We start from the raw sequence: 18,688 nt of genomic DNA, 5'->3' as shown, positions 1-18,688 counted from the left end.
TCCGCACAGCGCGATCTTCACCGGTATCGGTTGCGGGCACTCGCCCCGGCCCCGGACCGTGCCCCAGGAAGGGTAGAGCCGGGGACAGGAGTGGGAACACGTGACCAGCACAATCCGCCGCCGCGGGCCGGACATCGGCGCGCACATCCTGATCGTCTTCATGATCGGGCTCAACATCGTCGCGTTGTTGGTGGCGTACCTGATCGCGGCGCGCCTCGGACGCCCCGCCTGGTCGGCGATTGTCATCGTCGTGGTGGTCGCCGTCGACATCGCCGTGTCGTGGGACCTGCGCCCGCGCGGACGCAGCCACATCGACGTGGCCGCCCGCCTCTTGGAGTCGCCGTCGCGCATGTCCCGCAACACGGCCGAGGGCGTGCGGCGCGTCGCCCGGGACCTCGGGTACGGCCACCTGTCCAGCCCCGGCCTCTACCTCGGCAAATCCGTGCGCGGTGACCGGGAGTTGTGGTCCACCTGGGAGGACATGTACGTCGAGATCTCGGGGCCGGGGACCGGCAAGACGATGTCCCGCGCCATCCCCAACATCATCACCGCACCCGGACCGGTGATCGTCACCTCGTGCAAGAACCACGTCGTCGAAGCCACCCGGGCCCTCCGCGAACGACAAGGAAGGACCTGGGTCTACGACCCGCAGAACGTCTGGGGCGAACGCCCCGACTGGTACTTCAGCCCGCTGCAGTTGATCGAGGGCGAGATGAAGGAGGCGATGACGGTCGCCGGCCTCTTCATGTCCACCCAGCGCCAGGAGCACCACCGCACCGACGCCTACTTCGAGCCCGCCGCGCAGTCGCTCATCTCGCTGATGCTCTTCGCGGCCGACGCCGGGCGGCGCCCGATCACCGACATCCTGAGGTGGCTCAAACGCCCGGACGACGACACCCCGGTCAACCTCATCAGGGACGTCGACCGGCACCATCTCGCCGTGCACGCGTTCGAGGGCCTGGTCGCCCTGCCGGTCAGCCAAAGGGCGGGCGTCTACGGCGCGGCGACCCAGTACATGTCGTGGCTGGGCGTGCCCGGCATCATCCCGTGGATCACCCCGGGTGAAGGGCGCGAGGAGTTCCCGTTCGTCCAGTTCGCCCGCGAGTCGACCGACACCCTGTACGTCATGTCACGTACCGACGACAAGACCGCCTCGCCCGCGGTCAGCGCCATCACCGCCGCCGTCGTGGTCGTCGGCGAGACCGGTTCGGCCAAGATGCCCGGCGGCCGACTGCGCAAGCCGCTGCTCGCGGTGCTCGACGAGCCCGCCAACGTCGCGCAGCTCCAACTCTGGCCGAACCGCTATTCGCACTTCGGCTCGCGGGGCGTCATCGTCATGACGATGCTCCAGTCCTGGGCCCAGGGCGTGGACGTCTGGGGCGCGGACGGCATGGCGAAGCTGTGGGGGGCCGCCTCGGTCCGCGTGTACGGCGGCGGTGGCACCGAGGCCAGGACGATCGACGACTACGCCCTGGCCGCCGGGAAGTTCGAACCGGGGACCGTGTCGACCTCGCACCAGATCCCCAGGCTGAAGGGCAGCTACAGCCGCGGCAGCAGGGAGGAGGCGATCCTGCACCCCTCCGACGTCGCCAACCTGCCGCGCGGACGACTGCTGATCCAGATGAGCGGGCAACGCCCGATCCTGGCCAAGTCCGAGCCCTGGACAGAGGGCCCGTACGCCGACGAGATCAAGCGCTCGATCGCGAAGTACAGGCGCTGAGCGCGCCGTTGCCGCCGAGTGTGTGGCCCGCGGGCGCCGTCGCGCGTCCGCGGAACCACGCCGTCGCGAAGTCGACCGCTGCGGCGAACGGCACCACCGTCGCCCACGCCGCTCCCACGCTTCCGGTACGCGCGGGCTCGGCTGCCGCCTCCGGAGCTGCCGCCTGCGCACAGTAGTCAGCGCCGATGTCGGCGAAGTCCCTGCTGTCCAAAGCCAGATCGCTGTGGCTCCACCAGACGCGGCCTTCCGAGCCACCCGCGACACAGCGGTAGATCCGCTGGCGGCGGCCGGGAAGGCGGTAGGTGGCGAGGTGGAACGCCACGCACGCGGAGAACCCGGTGCCCAGCAGCAGAATCTTGGCCTGCGGCGTCTCGTACAGCCGCCCGAGCGGCGAGCGTTCGCCGAAACGGCAGGTCGGATCGTGGTGCCCGGTCGTCTCTGCGGCCCGTCGGCCGAGCGCCGCGAACGACGCCATCGGGTGGGCGCTGCGCCGACTGCCCGGGGACCGGCGCACCACCTCGGCCAGCACGCCGACTTCGGCGGACGCGGGGGTCGTCGCCGCGTCGAACGGGGCCATCGCGGCCCGGTACGCCGCGACCTCGCCCGCGGTCATCCCGGCCGTCGCCTTGCGGTAGACATCGGACGTGTCGGAGGTCTCCGGGGTGAACGCGGGTACGACCACGGTGCCCTGCGCACGGCCGACGGCCAGGCGCAGCGCGTCCAGCAGGCCCTCGGCACCGCCCTGGACCGCCCCTACGCGGCGCAGCGAACTGTGCACCAGGACGGTGTCGCCCTCCGTCAGACCCAGAGCGTGCAACTGTTCGGTGATCCGGGCGACTTCATGCATGAGGCAGGCCGATCGCGGCGGAGTCGGTCATGGTGCTCCCTTGTGAGGAATGCGGCCACGCACGGTTGTACGTCGGTGACGCCACCGTAGAGCGGAACGCGCGCGACGACCCGGCACTCCGGCGAACTGCCGCGCGAAATGGCCAGCGTGGGACGGACAGGCGAGCACCGGCCAGGCGGCCGCGGGCAGTTGCCCGCACACTCGCCGCGTGCTATCGGGTCGCGGTCACCAGCGTGGACGCGAACGGGATCAACACGCTCTGGTCCGCGGTGACGTAGGGGTTGAGCAGATCGGCGAGGATCGCGGCGTAGGCCGCGGGCGCGGTGGGCCCGGCCTCCGCGACGACCCGGCCCCACGGCAGCGCCGCGAGCTGCAGGGGCGCGAACGAGTCGAGCCGCGGCAGGCGTACGTTCGCCGTCACGTCGCGCGAGTCCAGGGCGACGAACCCGGCGCGGCGTACCGCGGAGACGAGCACGCGCGCCGGGCAGCGGAACGCCGTGTCGAACGAACGCGCCGCCTCCGCACCCCCGATCGCCTCGATGGCCAGGCGTTGCGCGACGAAGAACGGCGACCCTTCGAGAGATGCCCACACCGTCGCTCCGAACCGGCCGCCCGGCCGGGTGACGCGGGCCGCCTGCGCCAGCGCCGCGTCCAGGTCGGCGAAGAACTGCGCGCTCTGCTGGCAGAGCACGACGTCGAACTCGTCGTCGCCGAAGGGCAGAGCCTCGGCGGCGGCCTGTGCCCACACCACCTCCGGCGCCCCGGGTGCTTCGGGCGTCTCGGGCGCCTGCTCGGCGGCGACGGCCAGCATCCCGGGATTCAGGTCCACGCCCGTGACCCGCCCCTCGGCCCCGACCCGGCGCGCGGCCTCCCTCGCCACGAAACCGGTGCCGCACCCCAGATCGAGCACCGCCTCGCCGGGCGCGGGCCGTACCGCGTCGACCAGGGCGCCGACGAACGGCGCCATGATCGGCGCGACATGGCGCTCGTAGCGCACCGCCGCGTCACCTGAAACCTGAAACCCGGATCCGCCAGCCATACCGGCACCCTACGCCCGAGTTCGCCCCGCCTCCCCTCGGACCACGCCTCAGCGGCGGACTTCGTCGGCGAGGTACTGCTCCCAGGTGTGCACGCCGGTTGCGTGCCGCGGGGTGGTCAGGTACCCGGCGCGGAAGGCGGCGCCGGCCTTCCCCGGGATGCGCACCTTGAGGACGAACCGCCGCTTGCCCGCGGCCGCCAGCCAGGTGCGTGCGAGTTCGGGGGCGTCGTAGACCTTCGGCCCGCCGATCTCGGTCGCCTGGCCGGCGGGCTCGCCCTGCGCCAACTCGACCAGGCGGTCCGCCACTTCGCCCTGGTCGACGGGCTGGCAGGCGGTCTTGGACGGCACCGGCACGACCGGCAGCTTGGACAGCACACGGAACGCCTTGTTCAACAGGTCGGGGAACTGGGTGGCCCGCAGGTTGGTCCACGGGACGCCGGACTCCTCCAGCAGCCGCTCACCCTCGAACTTGATCTTGTAGTAGAAGTACGGGATCCGGTCGACGCCGACGATCGAGATGTTCACGATGTGCCCGACCCCCGCCCGCTTCGCGGCGTCCAGCAGGTGCCGCCAGCCGGGCACGTCGTTCTTCGGCCGCCGGGTGTCGGACGCGCAGTGGATGACCGTCGTGACCCCCTCCAGCGCCGCGTCCAGGCCCTCGCCGGTGGTGAGATCGGCGGTCACCCAGCGCACGCCCGGGTCGTCGGGCAGCGTCGTCCTGCGGGTCATCGCACGGACCGGCAGCCCGGTGCGGCGCAGCCGCTCCAGCACCTGGCGGCCCAGCACACCGGTCGCGCCCGTCACCATGATCACGTTTGTCGTCATCGGAATCGGAACCCCTCTGCTCCGAGGCCGCCGCACGCCGCGGCGTCGCCCTCGTCAGCTAGGAACCGGACGGCCCCGCGTTCTGTGACAACTCCCGCGACTGGGCTTCCAGGAATTTCAGCTTGTCCGGATTCCGCACCATCCGCAGCTCGGCGATGCCCTCCGCGCCGAACGCGAACGTCGCGGCCGTCGTCAGCACCCCGGACTCCCACGCCAGCAGCGCGATCTCCCCGTTGACCTCGACGAACCCGAACACCATGTCGGACCCGAAGCGCTGCACCAGACCCAGCAGGAACCGGGCGACCTTGTCGCGCCCCGACACCGGGCGGGTACTCGCCGACACCTTGCCGCCGCCGTCCGACCACACCGTCACGTCGTGCGCGAGCAGCGACTCCAACTGGTCGAGCGAACCCTCGGCCGCCGCGGCCAGGAAGCGCGTCAGCAGATCGGTGCGCACCGCCGCGGACGCCTCGAAGCGCGGCCGCCCGTCGGCCAGGTGCCGCTTCGCCCGACGGTACGTCTGCCTGGTGTTGGCCTCCGACCAGTCCAGCACCTCGGCGATCTCCCGGTGCGAGTACTCGAACGCGTCACGCAGCACCACGACCGCCCGCTCGGGCGGCGACAACCGCTCCAGCATCACGAGCATCGCCATCGACACCGCGTCCCGCTGCTCGGCCGTCTCCAACGGGCCCAGCGCGCCGGCGTCGGTACGCACCGGCTCGGGCAGCCACGGCCCGACGTACTCCTCGCGCCGCACCCGCGCGGACGTCAGGCGGTTCAGGCACAGGTTGGTGAGCACCTTGGCGAGCCACGCGCCCGGCGCCTCGATGTGCTCCCGATCGGCGCCGTGCCAGCGCAGGTACGCGTCCTGCACGGCGTCCTCCGCCTCCGACGCCGACCCCAGCATCCGGTACGCGATCCCGAACAGCCGCCCCCGCTCGGCCTCGAACTCGGCCACCGGATCCACCACAACATCGCCACTCACCCCGCCACCGTACCCACCGCCGCGAACGGAGACCTCAGCGTCGCCGAGGGGCGCGCCCGACAGGAACACGGTTGCGTGGACAGACGAGAGGAGCGGGAACAAGCCGCCGACCCCGAGCTGCGTTCCGAGGGGAGCCGGAAAAGGTCGGGATGTGGGGGAGGGTGGCACCGGTTGTCGGTGCCACCCTCGTAAGCCGTGCGGAAGGGGAGTGCTCAGACGTTGAAGCCCAGCGCGCGGAGTTGTTCGCGGCCGTCGTCGGTGATCTTGTCCGGGCCCCACGGCGGCATCCAGACCCAGTTGATGCGCAGGTCGCTCACCAGGTTCTCGGTGGCGGTCTTCGCCTGGTCCTCGATGACGTCCGTGAGGGGGCAGGCGGCCGACGTCAGGGTCATGTCGACGGTCGCGATGTTCGCGTCGTCGACGGTGACGCCGTAGACGAGGCCGAGGTCGACGACGTTGATGCCGAGTTCGGGGTCGACGACGTCGTACAGCGCCTCGGTGACCTCGTCCGCGCTTGCGGGGCTCATCTTGGTGTCGCTCACTTCTGACCCTCCATCACCTGAGTGGTCGCATCGCGCCAGGCCATCCAGCCGAGCAGTGCGCACTTGACGCGCGCCGGGAACTTCGAGACGCCGACGAACGCCACGGCGTCCTCGAGCACGTCCTCGTCCGGCTCCGCCTGGCCCTTGGACTGCATCAGGCGCAGGAACTCCTCCTGCACCGCGAGGGCGTCCGCGACCGTGCGGCCGATGACGAGGTCGGTCATGACCGACGCGCTGGCCTGGCTGATGGAACAGCCCTGGCCCTCGTACGACACGTCGACCACCTTGGCGTCCTCGCCGGTGCCCTCCAGCTTGACCCGCAGCGTCACCTCGTCGCCGCACGTCGGGTTGACGTGGTGCACCTCGGTGTCGAACGGGTCCCGCAGCCCCTTGTGGTGGGGGTTGCGGTAGTGGTCCAGGATGATCTCCTGGTACATCGAGTCGAGTTTCATCGCCCGCTTCGCTCCCTGCCTACGCTTCTCAAGCCGTCACGTTCAGCCGAAAAAGCGGCGCACGTGTTCCAGGCCGGCCACCAGGGCGTCGACCTCGGCGGGTGTCGAGTAGAGGTAGAACGAGGCGCGCGTGGTCGCCGGGACGCCGTACCGCAGGCACACCGGCCGCGCGCAGTGGTGGCCCACCCGGACCGCGATGCCCTGCTCGTCCAGCACCTGGCCCACGTCGTGCGGGTGCAGGTCGCCGAACTGGAAGGAGATCGCCGCGCCGCGCATCTCCGCGGTCTTCGGGCCGATGATCTCCAGGCCCTCGACCCCGTTGAGCGCGTCGATCGCGTACGACGTGAGCGCGTGCTCGTGCGCCGCGATGTTGTCCATGCCCAGCGCGTCGAGGTAGTCGATCGCCGCACCGAGTCCGACCGCCTGCGCGATCGGCGGGGTGCCGGCCTCGAACTTGTGCGGCGCGGGCGCGTACGTCGACGCGCTCATCGTCACGGTCTCGATCATCTCGCCGCCACCCAGGAACGGCGGCAGCTCCTCCAGCAGGCCCAGCCGGCCCCACAGCACGCCGATGCCCGTCGGGGCGAGCATCTTGTGCCCGGTGAAGGCGACGAAGTCCGCCTCCAGCGCCTGCACGTCCAGCGGTACGTGCGGCGCGGCCTGCGACGCGTCGACCACCACGAGGGCGCCGACGTCGTGCGCACGCCGCACGATCGCGTCCAGCGGGTTGACCGTGCCGAGGATGTTCGACGTGTGCACCACCGAGACGACCTTGGTGCTCTCGGTGATGACCTCGTCGATGTTCGACAGGTCCAGGCGGCCGTCGTCGGTCAGGCCGAACCACTTGAGCGTGGCACCCGTGCGCTGGCAGAGCAGCTGCCACGGCACGATGTTCGAGTGGTGCTCCATCTCGGTGATGACGACCTCGGCGCCCGGGCCGACGCGGAACGGCTCGTCCGCCCAGGTCAGCATGTTCGCCACGAGGTTCAGCGCCTCGGAGGAGTTCTTCGTGAAGACGACCTCGTCGCGCGACGGCGCGTTGATGAAGGCGGCGACCTTGTCGCGCGCGCCCTCGTACAGCGCCGTGGCCTCCTCGGCGAGCACGTGGACGCCGCGGTGCACGTTGGCGTTGTGCAGCTCGTAGTAGGCGTTCAGCGCGTCGAGGACCTGCTTGGGCTTCTGCGAGGTCGCGGCGTTGTCGAGGTAGACCAGCGGCTTGTCGCCGTGCAGCACGCGCGACAGGATCGGGAAGTCCTTGCGGATGGTCTCGGTGTCCAGGAGCCCCTGAAGGGTGGTTGTCATGCGGTCTCCTTGGCTCCGGCGTACGACTCGTAGCCTTCCGCTTCGAGCTTGTCCGCCAGCTCCGGACCGCCGGACTCGACGATGCGGCCGCCCGCGAACACGTGCACGTGGTCGGGCTTGATGTAGCGCAGGATGCGCGTGTAGTGGGTGATCAGCAGCGTGCCGATCTCCCCGGTCTCGCGCACCCGGTTGACACCCTCCGACACGACCCGCAGCGCGTCGACGTCCAGACCCGAGTCGGTCTCGTCGAGCACCGCGATCTTCGGCTTGAGCAGTTCGAGCTGGAGGATCTCGTGGCGCTTCTTCTCGCCGCCGGAGAAGCCCTCGTTGACGTTGCGCTCGGCGAACGACGGGTCCATGTGGAGGCGCTCCATGGCCTCCTTGACCTCCTTGACCCACAGCCGCAGCTTGGGGGCCTCGCCGCGCACCGCGGTCGCGGCCGTGCGCAGGAAGTTGGAGACGGACACGCCGGCCACCTCGACCGGGTACTGCATCGCGAGGAACAGCCCCGCGCGGGCCCGCTCGTCGACCGACATGGACAATACGTCCTCGCCGTCGAGCGTCACGGTGCCGCCGGTGACGGTGTACTTCGGGTGCCCGGCGATCGAGTACGCCAGCGTCGACTTGCCGGAGCCGTTCGGGCCCATGATGGCGTGGGTCTCGCCCTGCTTCACGGTCAGGTCGACGCCGCGCAGGATCTCGCGGGGGCCGTTCTCGGCCTCCACGCTGACGTGCAGGTCGCGGATCTCAAGCGTTGCCATACGGACTCAGGACTCCTGGTTCAGGTCGACGTAGATCGCGTCGGCCTCGATCTTCACGGGGTAGACGGGCACCGGCTGGTTCGCCGGGGGGCCGGAGGGGCGGCCGGTGCGCAGGTCGAAGCGCGAGCCGTGCAGCCAGCACTCGATCGCGCAGTCCTCGACCTCGCCCTCGGACAGCGACACGTTGGCGTGGCTGCACACGTCGTTGATCGCGTACACCTCGCCTTCGGTGCGCACCAGCGTCACCGGGACATCGCCCAGGACGACGCGCAGCGGAGTGTCCTCCGCCAACTCGGCCTCGGCGCAGGCGCGTTCGTACGCCATCAGACGCTCGCCTCCAGCTCCGCCTCGATACGCAGCATCAGCTGCTCCTGGAGCGCGGGGATGCCGATCTGGGCGAGCACCTCGGCGAAGAAGCCGCGCACCACCAGGCGGCGGGCCTCGTCGGCGGGGATGCCGCGCGACTGGAGGTAGAACAACTGCTCGTCGTCGAAGCGGCCGGTGGCGCTCGCGTGGCCGGCACCGGCGATCTCGCCGGTCTCGATCTCCAGGTTGGGGACCGAGTCGGCGCGCGCGCCCTCGGTGAGCAGCAGGTTGCGGTTCAGCTCGTACGTGTCGGTGCCCTCGGCCGCGGCGCGGATCAGCACGTCGCCGATCCACACGGTGCGGGCGTCGACGCCTTGCAGCGCACCCTTGTACGTCACCAGGCTGCGGCAGCGCGGCACGTCGTGGTCGACGAACAGGCGGTGCTCCAGGTGCTGGCCGGAGTCGGCGAAGTACAGGCCGTACAGCGCCGCGTCGCCGCCCGGTGCGTCGTAGACGACGCGCGGGAACAGGCGGACGACGTCGCCGCCGAGCGTGACCGCGACCGACTTGAACGTCGCATCGCGGCCGAGGCGCGCGACGTGGTGGGCCAGGTGCACCGAGCCGGCGTCCCAGTCCTGCACCGAGATGACGGTGAGGCGGGCGCCGTCGGCGACCAGGTACTCGACGTTGTCGGCGTACGACGCCTTGCCCGCGTGGTCGAGCACCAGCACGGCTTCGGCGAACGCCTCGACGACGACCGTCAGGTGGCCGAAGCCGGTGGTGCCGGCGCCGCGCGTACGCACGACCACCGGCTCGCCCGGCGCGAGCTCGCGCGGGAAGGTGACCACGGTGGCCTTCTCGAACGACGAGTAGGCCTGTGCCGCCACCCGGTCGACGGGCGCGCCCGCCTTGCCGAGGCGCGCGTCGTCGCGGCCCACCGTCTCCACGACCACCCCGCTCGGGGCCTCGACCTCGACGGACAGCTCGCCGACGGTGCCGAAGGTGCCGTCGTGCAGCCCGCGCAGCCGGTCCAGCGGGGTGAACCGCCAGTCCTCCTCGCGGCCGGTGGGCACGCCGAAGTCGTGCACGTCGTACGACGCGACCGCGACCTGGCGGGCGTCGGCCGGCTGGCTGACCATGCGCCCGGTGCCGGGACCCGCGAGCTCGTCGGGGGCCCCGGCCTCGCGCACGGCGATGGAACCGGCCGTGGTGCTACCGGAGTTGTTAGCGCTTGCCATAGGTATTTGCGGGCCTAGCCCACAGCCCCTTCCATCTGCAGCTCGATCAGGCGGTTCAGCTCGAGGGCGTACTCCATGGGCAGCTCGCGCGCGATGGGCTCGACGAACCCGCGCACGATCATGGCCATGGCCTCGTCCTCGGTCATGCCGCGGCTCATGAGGTAGAACAGCTGGTCCTCGGAGACCTTGGAGACGGTCGCCTCGTGGCCCATCGACACGTCGTCCTCACGCACGTCCACGTACGGGTACGTGTCGGACCGCGAGATGGTGTCGACCAGCAGCGCGTCGCACTTGACCGACGAGGTCGAGCCCTTCGCGCCGTCCTCGATCTGGACCAGGCCGCGGTACGACGTGCGCCCGCCGCCGCGCGCGACCGACTTGGACACGATGTTCGAGGACGTGTTCGGCGCGCAGTGCACCATCTTCGAACCCGCGTCCTGGTGCTGCCCCTCGCCCGCGAAGGCGATCGACAGCGTCTCGCCCTTGGCGTGCTCGCCGAGCAGCCAGACGGCCGGGTACTTCATGGTCACCTTGGAGCCGATGTTGCCGTCGATCCACTCCATGGTGGCGCCCTCGTGGGCGACGGCACGCTTGGTGACCAGGTTGTAGACGTTGTTCGACCAGTTCTGGATGGTCGTGTACCGCACGCGCGCGTTCTTCTTGACGATGATCTCGACGACCGCGGAGTGCAGCGAGTCCGACGAGTAGATCGGCGCGGTGCAGCCCTCGACGTAGTGCACGTACGAGTCCTCGTCCGCGATGATCAGCGTCCGCTCGAACTGGCCCATGTTCTCGGTGTTGATCCGGAAGTAGGCCTGCAGCGGGATCTCGACGTGCACGCCCTTCGGCACGTAGATGAACGAGCCGCCCGACCACACGGCGGTGTTCAGCGCGGCGAACTTGTTGTCGCCGACCGGGATCACCGAGCCGAAGTACTCCTGGAAGATCTCCGGGTGCTCGCGCAGGCCGGTGTCGGTGTCCATGAAGATGACACCCTGCTCCTCCAGGTCCTCGCGGATCTGGTGGTAGACGACCTCGGACTCGTACTGCGCCGCGACACCGGCGACGAGGCGCTGCTTCTCCGCCTCGGGGATGCCGAGCCTGTCGTACGTGTTCTTGATGTCGTCGGGCAGGTCCTCCCACGAGGCGGCCTGCTTCTCCGTGGAGCGCACGAAGTACTTGATGTTGTCGAAGTCGATCCCGGACAGGTCCGAGCCCCAGGTCGGCATCGGCTTCTTGCCGAAGAGACGCAGGCCCTTGAGGCGGAGCTTGAGCATCCACTCGGGCTCGTTCTTCTTCGCCGAGATGTCCCGGACGACCTCTTCGGACAGGCCGCGGCGCGCGTTGGCACCGGCCACGTCCGTGTCGGCCCAGCCGTACTCGTACGTGCCCAGTCCCTCAAGCTCGGGGCGAGCTTCGGTGGTCATGCGGGGTTCCTCCCGGTGACGTTCTTCGGTACGTGCGTGGTGCAGACGCCGTCGCCGTGTGCGAGCGTTGCCAGCCGCTGGACGTGGGTGCCGAGGAGGCGTGCGAACACCTCTGCCTCGGCCTCGCACAGCTGCGGGAACCGCTCGGCGACGTGCGCCACCGGGCAGTGGTGCTGGCAAAGCTGCTCTCCGCCGGGGGTCTGCCGCGCGTTCGCGGCGTATCCGTCGGCGGACAGCGCCTCTGCCAGCGCCTCGGCCCGTTTGCCCTCGGGCGCGCTCTCGACGACCGGTAGGTACTTGGTCTCGAGTGCGGCGACCCGGGTGCGGGCGAACGCCATGACCGCGTCCTCGCCCGCGACTTCCGAGAGGAAGTGCAGGGCGTCGGCGGCCAGGACGTCGTACTCCTGGTGGAACGATCCGCGGCCGGTGTCCGTGAGCGCGAACACCTTGGCGGGGCGGCCTCGCCCGCGGTGACCGTACACCCGCTGCTGCCGGGCCTCCACGACACCTTCCGCGAGCAGCGCGTCGAGGTGTCGGCGCACGGCCGCGGCGGTCAGGTCGAGCCGCTCGGCGAGATCCGCCGCGGTGGACGGACCGTGCTCGAGGATCGACCGGGCGACCTTGTTGCGGGTGCCGGCATGCGCGTCGTTCTCGGGCGCGGTCGGGCCCTGGGCGGCGTGCCGCCCCGGACCTCCCGTGTCCTCGCGCATGTATTTCACAACGCCATTGTTGCGTTAATGGTTCCCGAAGGCGAATCCGCCCCGCGTGCGGTCGATCACTTAGGGCTGCCTAACGAGCCTCTGAGCTGGGGGGATAACGCAAAGTACATGACCTTTCACGCGCGATCGGCCGGAGTGTCCCGAGGCCTGAGCATGGGCAGCAGGACGTCGTCGACCAGCTCGACCACGAAGCCCTCGGTCAGATCGCCGGGCGCGGTCAGGTTTTGGTACGTCACCATCGCCGGTCCCACGCGTGCCGTCAGCGGTGTCGCGGCCCCCTCGCGGATGTCGCCGCGCGCCTCGGCGTCGCGCAGGATCTCCAGCAGCATGCGGCGGGTCGGCACCGAGACGCGCTCGCGCATCATGGCGTGCGTCTCCTTGGACTCGGTCTTGGCGGTCTGGAGTGCCGGGTCCTTTGTGAGCTCGCAGGCGGCGCGCATGAAGCGCAGTACGGCGAGCAGGTCGGCGCGCAGTTCGCCGACGAGTTCGATGTCGTCGGCGCAGGGGAGTCGGTCGCGCAGGGCGTCGACGAGCAAGGCGTCCCGGTCGGGCCAGCGCCGGTAGAGCGGGGCCTTGCCGGTGCGCGCCGCGGCGGCGACGCCGTCCATCGAGAGCCCCGCGTACCCGACTCTGCGCAGTTCGTCGAACACCGCCTGGAAGATGGCCTGTTCGAGGGCGCGTCCGCGCCTGCGGGTGGGCGGTCCCGCGGCGGGGGACGGCTCGTCGGTGCGGGCTGTCACCTCGGGTCACCTCTCTCGAATCCCTCAACTCCGCCCCCAGTATCGCCGGAGGCTTGTAAGAGACCGAGCAGTCTCCTAAGGTGAACCCAGATAAGAGACTCCTTGGTCTCCTATTTTGCGCTTCCTTCCGCCTGTCCGCGATCCGGGGGTACCCCATGCCCGCTTCCCCATCTGCTTCCACCCGAGCCGCCGCGGCACCGCCGGGCGGCGGCACCACCCCGCCCCCGGGGCAGCGGCCAGGGCTCGCCCTCGCGGTGATCACCGGCTCGATGCTGCTCATCGGCATCGACGTCACCGTCGTCAACCTCGCGCTGCCCGACATGCGGGCGGCCCTCGACCTGTCCCCGACCGCGTCCTCGTGGGCCCTCAACGCCTACACGCTCGCCTTCGGCGGACTGCTGCTGCTCGGCGGCCGACTCGGCGACACGTACGGCCGGCTCCGCATGTTCGTCGCCGGCGTCGGACTCTTCACCGCAGCCTCTCTCCTGGCCGGCCTCGCGCCGTGGGCATGGTGGCTGATCGCCGCACGCGTCCTGCAGGGCGTCGGCGGCGCGCTCGTCGGGCCCAGCACGATGGCCCTCATCGTCAGCACGTTCGAGGGGCCGGCCCGCGCCCGCGCGATCTCCTGGTACTCGGCGGTCCTCGGCGGCGGCGCCTCGGTGGGCCTCGTACTCGGCGGCGTGCTCACCGAACTCGCCTCGTGGCGCTGGGTCTTCCTCGTCAACGTACCGCTCGGCGCGGCCCTGATGGTGCTCGCCCGGCGGGTCGTACGCGAGCCGCAACGGCCCGAAGCCGCCGCGGACCGCCCGAAGTTCGACCTCGCGGGCGCCCTCACCGGCACGGTCGGCGTCGCCGCACTCGTGTACGCCTGCATCAGGGCGGGGGACACCGGCTGGAGCGACACGCGCACCGTCGCCGCACTGGTCGCCGCCGCCGTCCTGCTGCCCGCGTTCGTCCTGGTCGAACGCCGCGCCGCCCAGCCGATCACACCGCTGCGGCTCGCGGTACGCGGCACCCTGGCCCGCGTCCTGCCGCCCGTCGCCCTCTACGCAGCCGCGATGTTCAGCGTCCTCTTCTTCCTCGGCCAGTACTTCCAGGAGGCACGCGACTACAGCCCCGTCAAGGCCGGCTTCGCCTTCCTCCCGCTGATGATCGGGCAGTTCACCATGGCCAGGCTGTCCCCGTGGCTGGTCCGCCGGGTCGGGACGGCCTGGCCCGCCGCGGTCGGCGCCGCACTCGGCGCGTCCGGACTGACCCTGCTGTCGAGGATCGGCGAGTCCGACGCCTACCCGACCGCCGTGCTGCCCGCCTTGCTCCTCATCGGCATCGGCGCCGGCGCGGCGATGTCACCACTGACCACCTACGGCATGACCGGCGTCGCGGCCCACGAGTCCGGCGCCGCCTCCGGCCTGCTCCAGACCACCCAGTGGCTGGCCGGCACCGTCGGGCTCGCCCTGTGGGTGACGGTCTTCGGCCACGCGACGCGCGACGCGGCCCCGGGCGCGACCCCCGAGCATGTCCTCACCCACGGCGTCGCCGCCGCGTTCACGGCCGCCGCGGTCTGCGCCGCTCTGGCCGCCGTCGCCGCCCTGCCCCTGTTCCGCAAGGGCAAGAACCCGGGCGACGACCCGGACAAGGCCCCCGGCAAGGTCCACGCCCGGGGCTGAGCCGCCGTGCGGACCCCGGCGCGGCCCATGGGCGACCGTGTACCGGGGCCGCACCCGGGCCTACCTAGACTGTTCGGCCATGGACTCCCCGCAGCCGGCCGTCGAGATCTCGGGTCTCGTCAAGAGGTACGGCGACAAGACCGCCGTCGACGGGCTCGACCTCGTCGTCGAGGCCGGGACCGTCACCGCCGTGCTAGGGCCCAACGGGGCGGGCAAGACCTCCACTATCGAGATCTGCGAGGGCTACCGCCGCGCGGACGGCGGCACGGTGCGCGTCCTCGGACTCGACCCGGCCGCCGACGGCGAGCGCCTGCGCCCGCGCGTCGGGGTCATGTTGCAGTCCGGCGGCGTGTACGCGGGCGCGCGCGCCGAGGAGATGCTGCGGCACGTCGCCAAACTGCATGCGCACCCGCTCGACGTCGGGATGCTGATCGAGCGGCTGGGGCTGGAGAGCTGCGGGCGCACCACGTACCGGCGGCTGTCCGGTGGCCAGCAGCAGCGCCTCGCGCTCGCGCTCGCCGTGGTCGGACGCCCCGAGCTCGTCTTCCTCGACGAGCCCACGGCCGGGCTCGACCCGCACGCCCGGCACGCGACCTGGGACCTGGTCCGCGACCTGCGCGACGACGGCGTGACGGTCGTCCTCACCACCCACTTCATGGACGAGGCCGAGAAACTGGCCGACGACGTGCACATCGTCGACCGGGGCCGGGCCATCGCCTCCGGCTCGCCCGAGGCACTGTGCCGGGACGGGGCGGAGAACTCACTGCGGTTCGCCGGACCTCCGGGGCTCGACCTGGCGAACATGATCGCCGCGCTGCCCGAGGGGGCCAAGGCGTTCGAGGTCGCGCGCGGGACGTACCGTGTCGAGGGCGACATCGACCCGCAGCTGCTCGCGACCGTCACCTCGTGGTGCGCGCAACACGGCGTCATGCCGGAGAAGTTGACCGTCGAGCGGCGCTCGCTCGAAGACGTGTTCCTGGAACTGACCGGGCGGGAGCTGCGGCCGTGACGACGACGGGGACCTTCACCCCCAGGCCCGGGGCCGCCCCGCTCGGCCGCATGATCGCCGCGCAGACCGCACTCGAGACCAAGATGCTGCTGCGCAATGGCGAACAACTGCTGCTCACCATCGTCATCCCCACACTCCTGCTCGTGCTGTTCAGCGCCGTGGACGTCGTCGACGTCGGCGACCTGGCACCCGGCGAGGAGCGCGTCGACTTCCTCGCCCCCGGCCTGCTGGCCCTCGCGGTCCTGTCCACCGCGTTCACGGGCCAGGCCATCGCGACCGGCTTCGAGCGCCGGTACGGCGTCCTCAAGCGCCTCGGCGCGACGCCGCTGCCGCGCTGGGGCCTCATGGTCGCGAAGACCGGCTGCGTCCTCGTCGTCGAACTCCTCCAGATCGCCCTGTTGACCACGATCGCCTTCGCCCTCGGCTGGTCCCCGCACGGCAACCCCCTCGCGGTGGTCCTGCTGCTGGTCCTCGGCACCGCCGCGTTCTCCGGGCTCGGCCTCCTCATGGCCGGGACCCTCCGCGCCGAGGCCACCCTCGCCGCCGCGAACCTGGTCTTCATCCTCCTGCTCGTCTGCGGCGGCGTGATCATCCCGCTCGACAAGTTCCCGGGCGGCGTCGAGGCGGTGCTCCAACTCACCCCCATCGCGGCCCTCTCCGACGGCCTGCGCGACGTCCTGCGCGACGGCTCGTCCATGCCCTGGGCCGACGCCGGCATCCTCGCCGCCTGGTCCGTCCTCGGACTGGCCGCCGCCGCCCGCTTCTTCCGCTGGGAGTAGCCGCGGAGCAGGGCCCCGTGTACTTCGTGAACGAGTTCACAACGTACGCTTTGCGGCATGAGTTCGCCGTCTGCCGTGTCGCCGCTTGCGCGACGGGTCTTTCTTGCCAACCTGTGCGCTCAGATCGGGATCGTCATCACCGGTGGGCTGGTGCGGCTCACCGGTTCAGGGCTCGGGTGCGACACCTGGCCGAGGTGCAACGACGACCAGTGGACGCCGCACGGTGAGAGCGACATCTACACGTTCATCGAGTTCGGCAACCGCATGCTGGCGTACGTCGTCGGGGCCATCGCGGTCGCGGCGATCGTGGTGGCGTGGCGGCACCGGCCGGTGCGCAAGGAGATCCGCTACCTCGCGGTGTTCCAGTTGTTCGCGGTCGTCGGGCAGGCGATCGTCGGCGGGATCACGGTCCTGACGGACCTGCACCCGGCGGCCGTGGCCAGCCACCTGCTGGTGTCGATGTTCATGATCGGCTCGGCGGTCGCCCTCTACGAACGCTCCGGCGAGGGCGACGGCCCGGTACGCCCGCTCGTCCGCCGCGAGATCCGCCGCTTCGGGGCCGGCGCGATCGGCGTACTGTCCGCGCTGCTCGTCGTCGGCACGATCGTCACCGGCTCGGGCCCGCACGCCGGCGACGAAGAGGCCCGGCGCTTCGACGTCGACGTCGACCAGATGGCATGGCTGCACGCCGACCTGGCCTTCCTGCTGCTGGGCGCGGCCATCGCGCTCGCGCTCGCGTTGCGTGTCACGGACGCGCCCGCCGCCGCGCAGCACCGGGTGTGGTGGCTGCTCGGCGTCATGGTCCCGCAGGGCCTCATCGGGTACACGCAGTACTTCAACGGTCTGCCCGAGTGGCAGGTCTCGCTGCACATGTTCGGTGCCTGCCTGGTCGTGGTCACCACCACGCGGATCCTCTTCGGGCTGCGCGAGCGCGGCGAGCAAATTGAGGCGGCAGACGGGGCAGACGGCCCCGACCGCAAGGCGGAGAACGCCGCCGGGGTACCCGCGCAGGCCGACGAGCCGGTCACCGCGACGCGCTACTGACCCGCCGCCGGCATACGACCTCCCACCGGCCCGGACGGACCGGCAAGATCACAATTTGCCACCCCGGCAAACTCTCGTTCACCGGAACGGACTAATCTGCGGCCATGACCGCCGCTGCGCCGGACGCGCCATCGGGCCGGGGGACCGGACGACTGGAGCGTGTCATCGCGCTCCGCGTCCGCGAGTACCGCCGTGCCGCCGGACTGTCGATCGCCGAGATGGCGACACTCGTCGGGGTGTCCAAGGCGATGTTGTCGAAGATCGAGAACTCGCAGACGTCGTGCAGCCTGGCCACACTCGAACGCATCGCCGACGGGCTCAAGGTGCCGGTGACCGCGCTGTTCCGCGGCGTCGACTCGGACCGCGAGGCGGTGTACGTGCCGGCCGGGCACGGCGCCCAGATCGTGCGCCGCGGCACGCGCGTCGGCCACCACTACCAGCTGCTCGGCGAACTGCGCGGCCCGCGCAAGCGACTTGAAGCCGTGCTGGTCACCCTGACGGAGTCCAGCGAGGTCTTCCCGCTCTTCCAGCACCCGGGCGTCGAAGTCCTCTACATGCTGGAGGGCGAGATGGTGTACGGGCACGGCGACGCCCGCTACACGATGCGCCCGGGCGACACGCTGCAGTTCGACGGCGAAGGACCGCACGGGCCCGACGAACTCGTCGCACTGCCCATCAAGTTCCTGTCCGTCACGGTCCTGGACGCGCCGCCGCAGACCTGACCCCTGGGGCCGGGCCGCGGGCCCGAGGTGTTCACCGCAGGGCCGTTTCCCGACCGCTCCCGCCGGCTCCCGACCGTTCGCGGGCGGGATGCCGCGGCGGACCGCCGTCAGGCGTTCGCGGGCCCGCCGATCTGGATGCCCGCCATGCGGGTCCACTCGTACTGCCCGGTCTTGACGCGCAGCGCCACGTCGTTCGGGAACTCGTCGTGCAGCCGCAGGCCGGCCGCCTCGATCGCCTTGCGCGCCGTTTCCGGGTCGCGCGCGACCTGGTCGCCCCACTGGCCGTCGGCGCCGACGACGACGATGCGGGTCGAGTCGCGCCCGATGTACTCCACGACCGCGTCGGCCGTCGAGTCGCCGCCCGCCGCGTGGCGGCTCGAGAACCGTGTGAGGTTGCGCGCGAGGCGGCGCACCTGGCGGTCGGTCTTCGGTGCCGCGTCCGCCGGCTCGGCCGGGGGAGTCGCCGCGGCGGTCTCTGTCTCGCTCATGCGCAGGATGCTACCGACGGGTCGTCGGACCGGCGCCGTGGGGATCATCACAGCGCGTCGCGCATCCACGGACCAG

Annotated in this window: 20 protein-coding genes; 6 read left to right on the top strand and 14 right to left on the bottom strand. The window is 71.1% G+C overall.

Annotated features, from left to right (window positions below):
• Positions 1-100 precede the first annotated feature (100 nt).
• Complete coding sequence (locus ACWD12_RS33210; RefSeq protein WP_358348781.1) at positions 101-1,720, top strand: type IV secretory system conjugative DNA transfer family protein; 1,620 nt, start codon at positions 101-103, stop codon at positions 1,718-1,720.
• Here ACWD12_RS33210 and ACWD12_RS33205 read toward each other — a convergent pair.
• The 13 genes from ACWD12_RS33205 to ACWD12_RS33145 form a co-directional block, all read right to left on the bottom strand.
• Positions 1,689-2,567: an aminoglycoside N(3)-acetyltransferase gene (locus ACWD12_RS33205; protein WP_450102661.1), complete on the bottom strand. Its 879-nt coding sequence runs from the start codon at positions 2,565-2,567 to the stop codon at positions 1,689-1,691. The genes ACWD12_RS33210 and ACWD12_RS33205 overlap by 32 nt on opposite strands.
• Positions 2,568-2,778: 211 nt before the next feature.
• Positions 2,779-3,606, bottom strand: coding sequence for a class I SAM-dependent methyltransferase (locus tag ACWD12_RS33200; protein WP_450102660.1), 828 nt, complete (start codon positions 3,604-3,606; stop codon positions 2,779-2,781).
• Positions 3,607-3,654: 48 nt separating this feature from the next.
• The gene (locus ACWD12_RS33195; protein ID WP_450102659.1) at positions 3,655-4,431 is read right to left on the bottom strand and encodes an SDR family oxidoreductase; all 777 of its coding nucleotides are present in this window, start codon (positions 4,429-4,431) and stop codon (positions 3,655-3,657) included.
• A gap of 58 nt (positions 4,432-4,489) precedes the next feature.
• Positions 4,490-5,416 carry an RNA polymerase sigma-70 factor gene (locus ACWD12_RS33190; protein ID WP_450102658.1) on the bottom strand — a complete coding sequence of 309 codons (927 nt, stop codon included), beginning with the start codon at positions 5,414-5,416 and terminating at the stop codon, positions 4,490-4,492.
• A gap of 212 nt (positions 5,417-5,628) precedes the next feature.
• Complete coding sequence (locus ACWD12_RS33185; protein ID WP_358348861.1) at positions 5,629-5,943, bottom strand: metal-sulfur cluster assembly factor; 315 nt, start codon at positions 5,941-5,943, stop codon at positions 5,629-5,631.
• 11 nt (positions 5,944-5,954) lie between these two features.
• Positions 5,955-6,410: a Fe-S cluster assembly sulfur transfer protein SufU gene (gene sufU, locus ACWD12_RS33180; RefSeq protein ID WP_358348768.1), complete on the bottom strand. Its 456-nt coding sequence runs from the start codon at positions 6,408-6,410 to the stop codon at positions 5,955-5,957.
• A gap of 42 nt (positions 6,411-6,452) precedes the next feature.
• Positions 6,453-7,712, bottom strand: coding sequence for a cysteine desulfurase (locus ACWD12_RS33175; protein WP_450102657.1), 1,260 nt, complete (start codon positions 7,710-7,712; stop codon positions 6,453-6,455).
• Entirely contained in the window at positions 7,709-8,473 is a 765-nt protein-coding gene (gene sufC / locus ACWD12_RS33170) for a Fe-S cluster assembly ATPase SufC (protein ID WP_358348762.1), read from the bottom strand. The genes ACWD12_RS33175 and sufC overlap by 4 nt, the downstream gene beginning before the upstream one ends.
• Positions 8,474-8,479: 6 nt before the next feature.
• On the bottom strand, positions 8,480-8,797 hold the full coding sequence (locus ACWD12_RS33165; protein WP_358348759.1) for a non-heme iron oxygenase ferredoxin subunit: 318 nt from the start codon (positions 8,795-8,797) through the stop codon (positions 8,480-8,482).
• Positions 8,797-10,017: a Fe-S cluster assembly protein SufD gene (gene sufD, locus ACWD12_RS33160; protein ID WP_358348756.1), complete on the bottom strand. Its 1,221-nt coding sequence runs from the start codon at positions 10,015-10,017 to the stop codon at positions 8,797-8,799. The genes ACWD12_RS33165 and sufD overlap by 1 nt, the downstream gene beginning before the upstream one ends.
• 14 nt (positions 10,018-10,031) lie before the next feature.
• Entirely contained in the window at positions 10,032-11,444 is a 1,413-nt protein-coding gene (gene sufB, locus ACWD12_RS33155; RefSeq protein WP_450102656.1) for a Fe-S cluster assembly protein SufB, read from the bottom strand.
• A complete protein-coding gene (locus ACWD12_RS33150; RefSeq protein ID WP_358348859.1) occupies positions 11,441-12,154 on the bottom strand; it encodes a helix-turn-helix transcriptional regulator in 714 nt (237 codons plus the stop codon). The genes sufB and ACWD12_RS33150 overlap by 4 nt, the downstream gene beginning before the upstream one ends.
• Before the next feature lie 125 nt (positions 12,155-12,279).
• A complete protein-coding gene (locus tag ACWD12_RS33145) occupies positions 12,280-12,903 on the bottom strand; it encodes a TetR/AcrR family transcriptional regulator (protein ID WP_450102655.1) in 624 nt (207 codons plus the stop codon).
• A gap of 155 nt (positions 12,904-13,058) precedes the next feature.
• Between ACWD12_RS33145 and ACWD12_RS33140 the strand changes: the two genes are divergently transcribed.
• The 5 genes from ACWD12_RS33140 (at position 13,059) to ACWD12_RS33120 (ending at position 18,124) form a co-directional block, all read left to right on the top strand.
• A complete protein-coding gene (locus ACWD12_RS33140) occupies positions 13,059-14,570 on the top strand; it encodes an MFS transporter (RefSeq protein ID WP_450102654.1) in 1,512 nt (503 codons plus the stop codon).
• A 79-nt stretch (positions 14,571-14,649) separates the two neighbouring features.
• Entirely contained in the window at positions 14,650-15,579 is a 930-nt protein-coding gene (locus ACWD12_RS33135) for an ABC transporter ATP-binding protein (RefSeq protein WP_450102653.1), read from the top strand.
• Positions 15,580-15,629: 50 nt separating this feature from the next.
• Positions 15,630-16,358, top strand: coding sequence for an ABC transporter permease (locus tag ACWD12_RS33130; RefSeq protein WP_450102673.1), 729 nt, complete (start codon positions 15,630-15,632; stop codon positions 16,356-16,358).
• Between the two features lie 57 nt (positions 16,359-16,415).
• Positions 16,416-17,402, top strand: a complete 987-nt coding sequence (locus tag ACWD12_RS33125) for a COX15/CtaA family protein (RefSeq protein WP_450102652.1) — start codon at positions 16,416-16,418, stop codon at positions 17,400-17,402.
• A 104-nt stretch (positions 17,403-17,506) separates the two neighbouring features.
• Complete coding sequence (locus ACWD12_RS33120) at positions 17,507-18,124, top strand: helix-turn-helix domain-containing protein (RefSeq protein WP_358348740.1); 618 nt, start codon at positions 17,507-17,509, stop codon at positions 18,122-18,124.
• A 107-nt stretch (positions 18,125-18,231) separates the two neighbouring features.
• Here the strand turns inward: ACWD12_RS33120 and ACWD12_RS33115 are convergent, their stop codons facing one another.
• Positions 18,232-18,612: a hypothetical protein gene (locus tag ACWD12_RS33115; protein ID WP_358348738.1), complete on the bottom strand. Its 381-nt coding sequence runs from the start codon at positions 18,610-18,612 to the stop codon at positions 18,232-18,234.
• Positions 18,613-18,688 lie beyond the last annotated feature (76 nt).

It is taken from the genome of Streptodolium elevatio (assembly GCF_053592165.1).
Note: the sequence above shows the minus strand (reverse complement) of the source record. Positions and strands in the feature narration are given on the sequence as shown.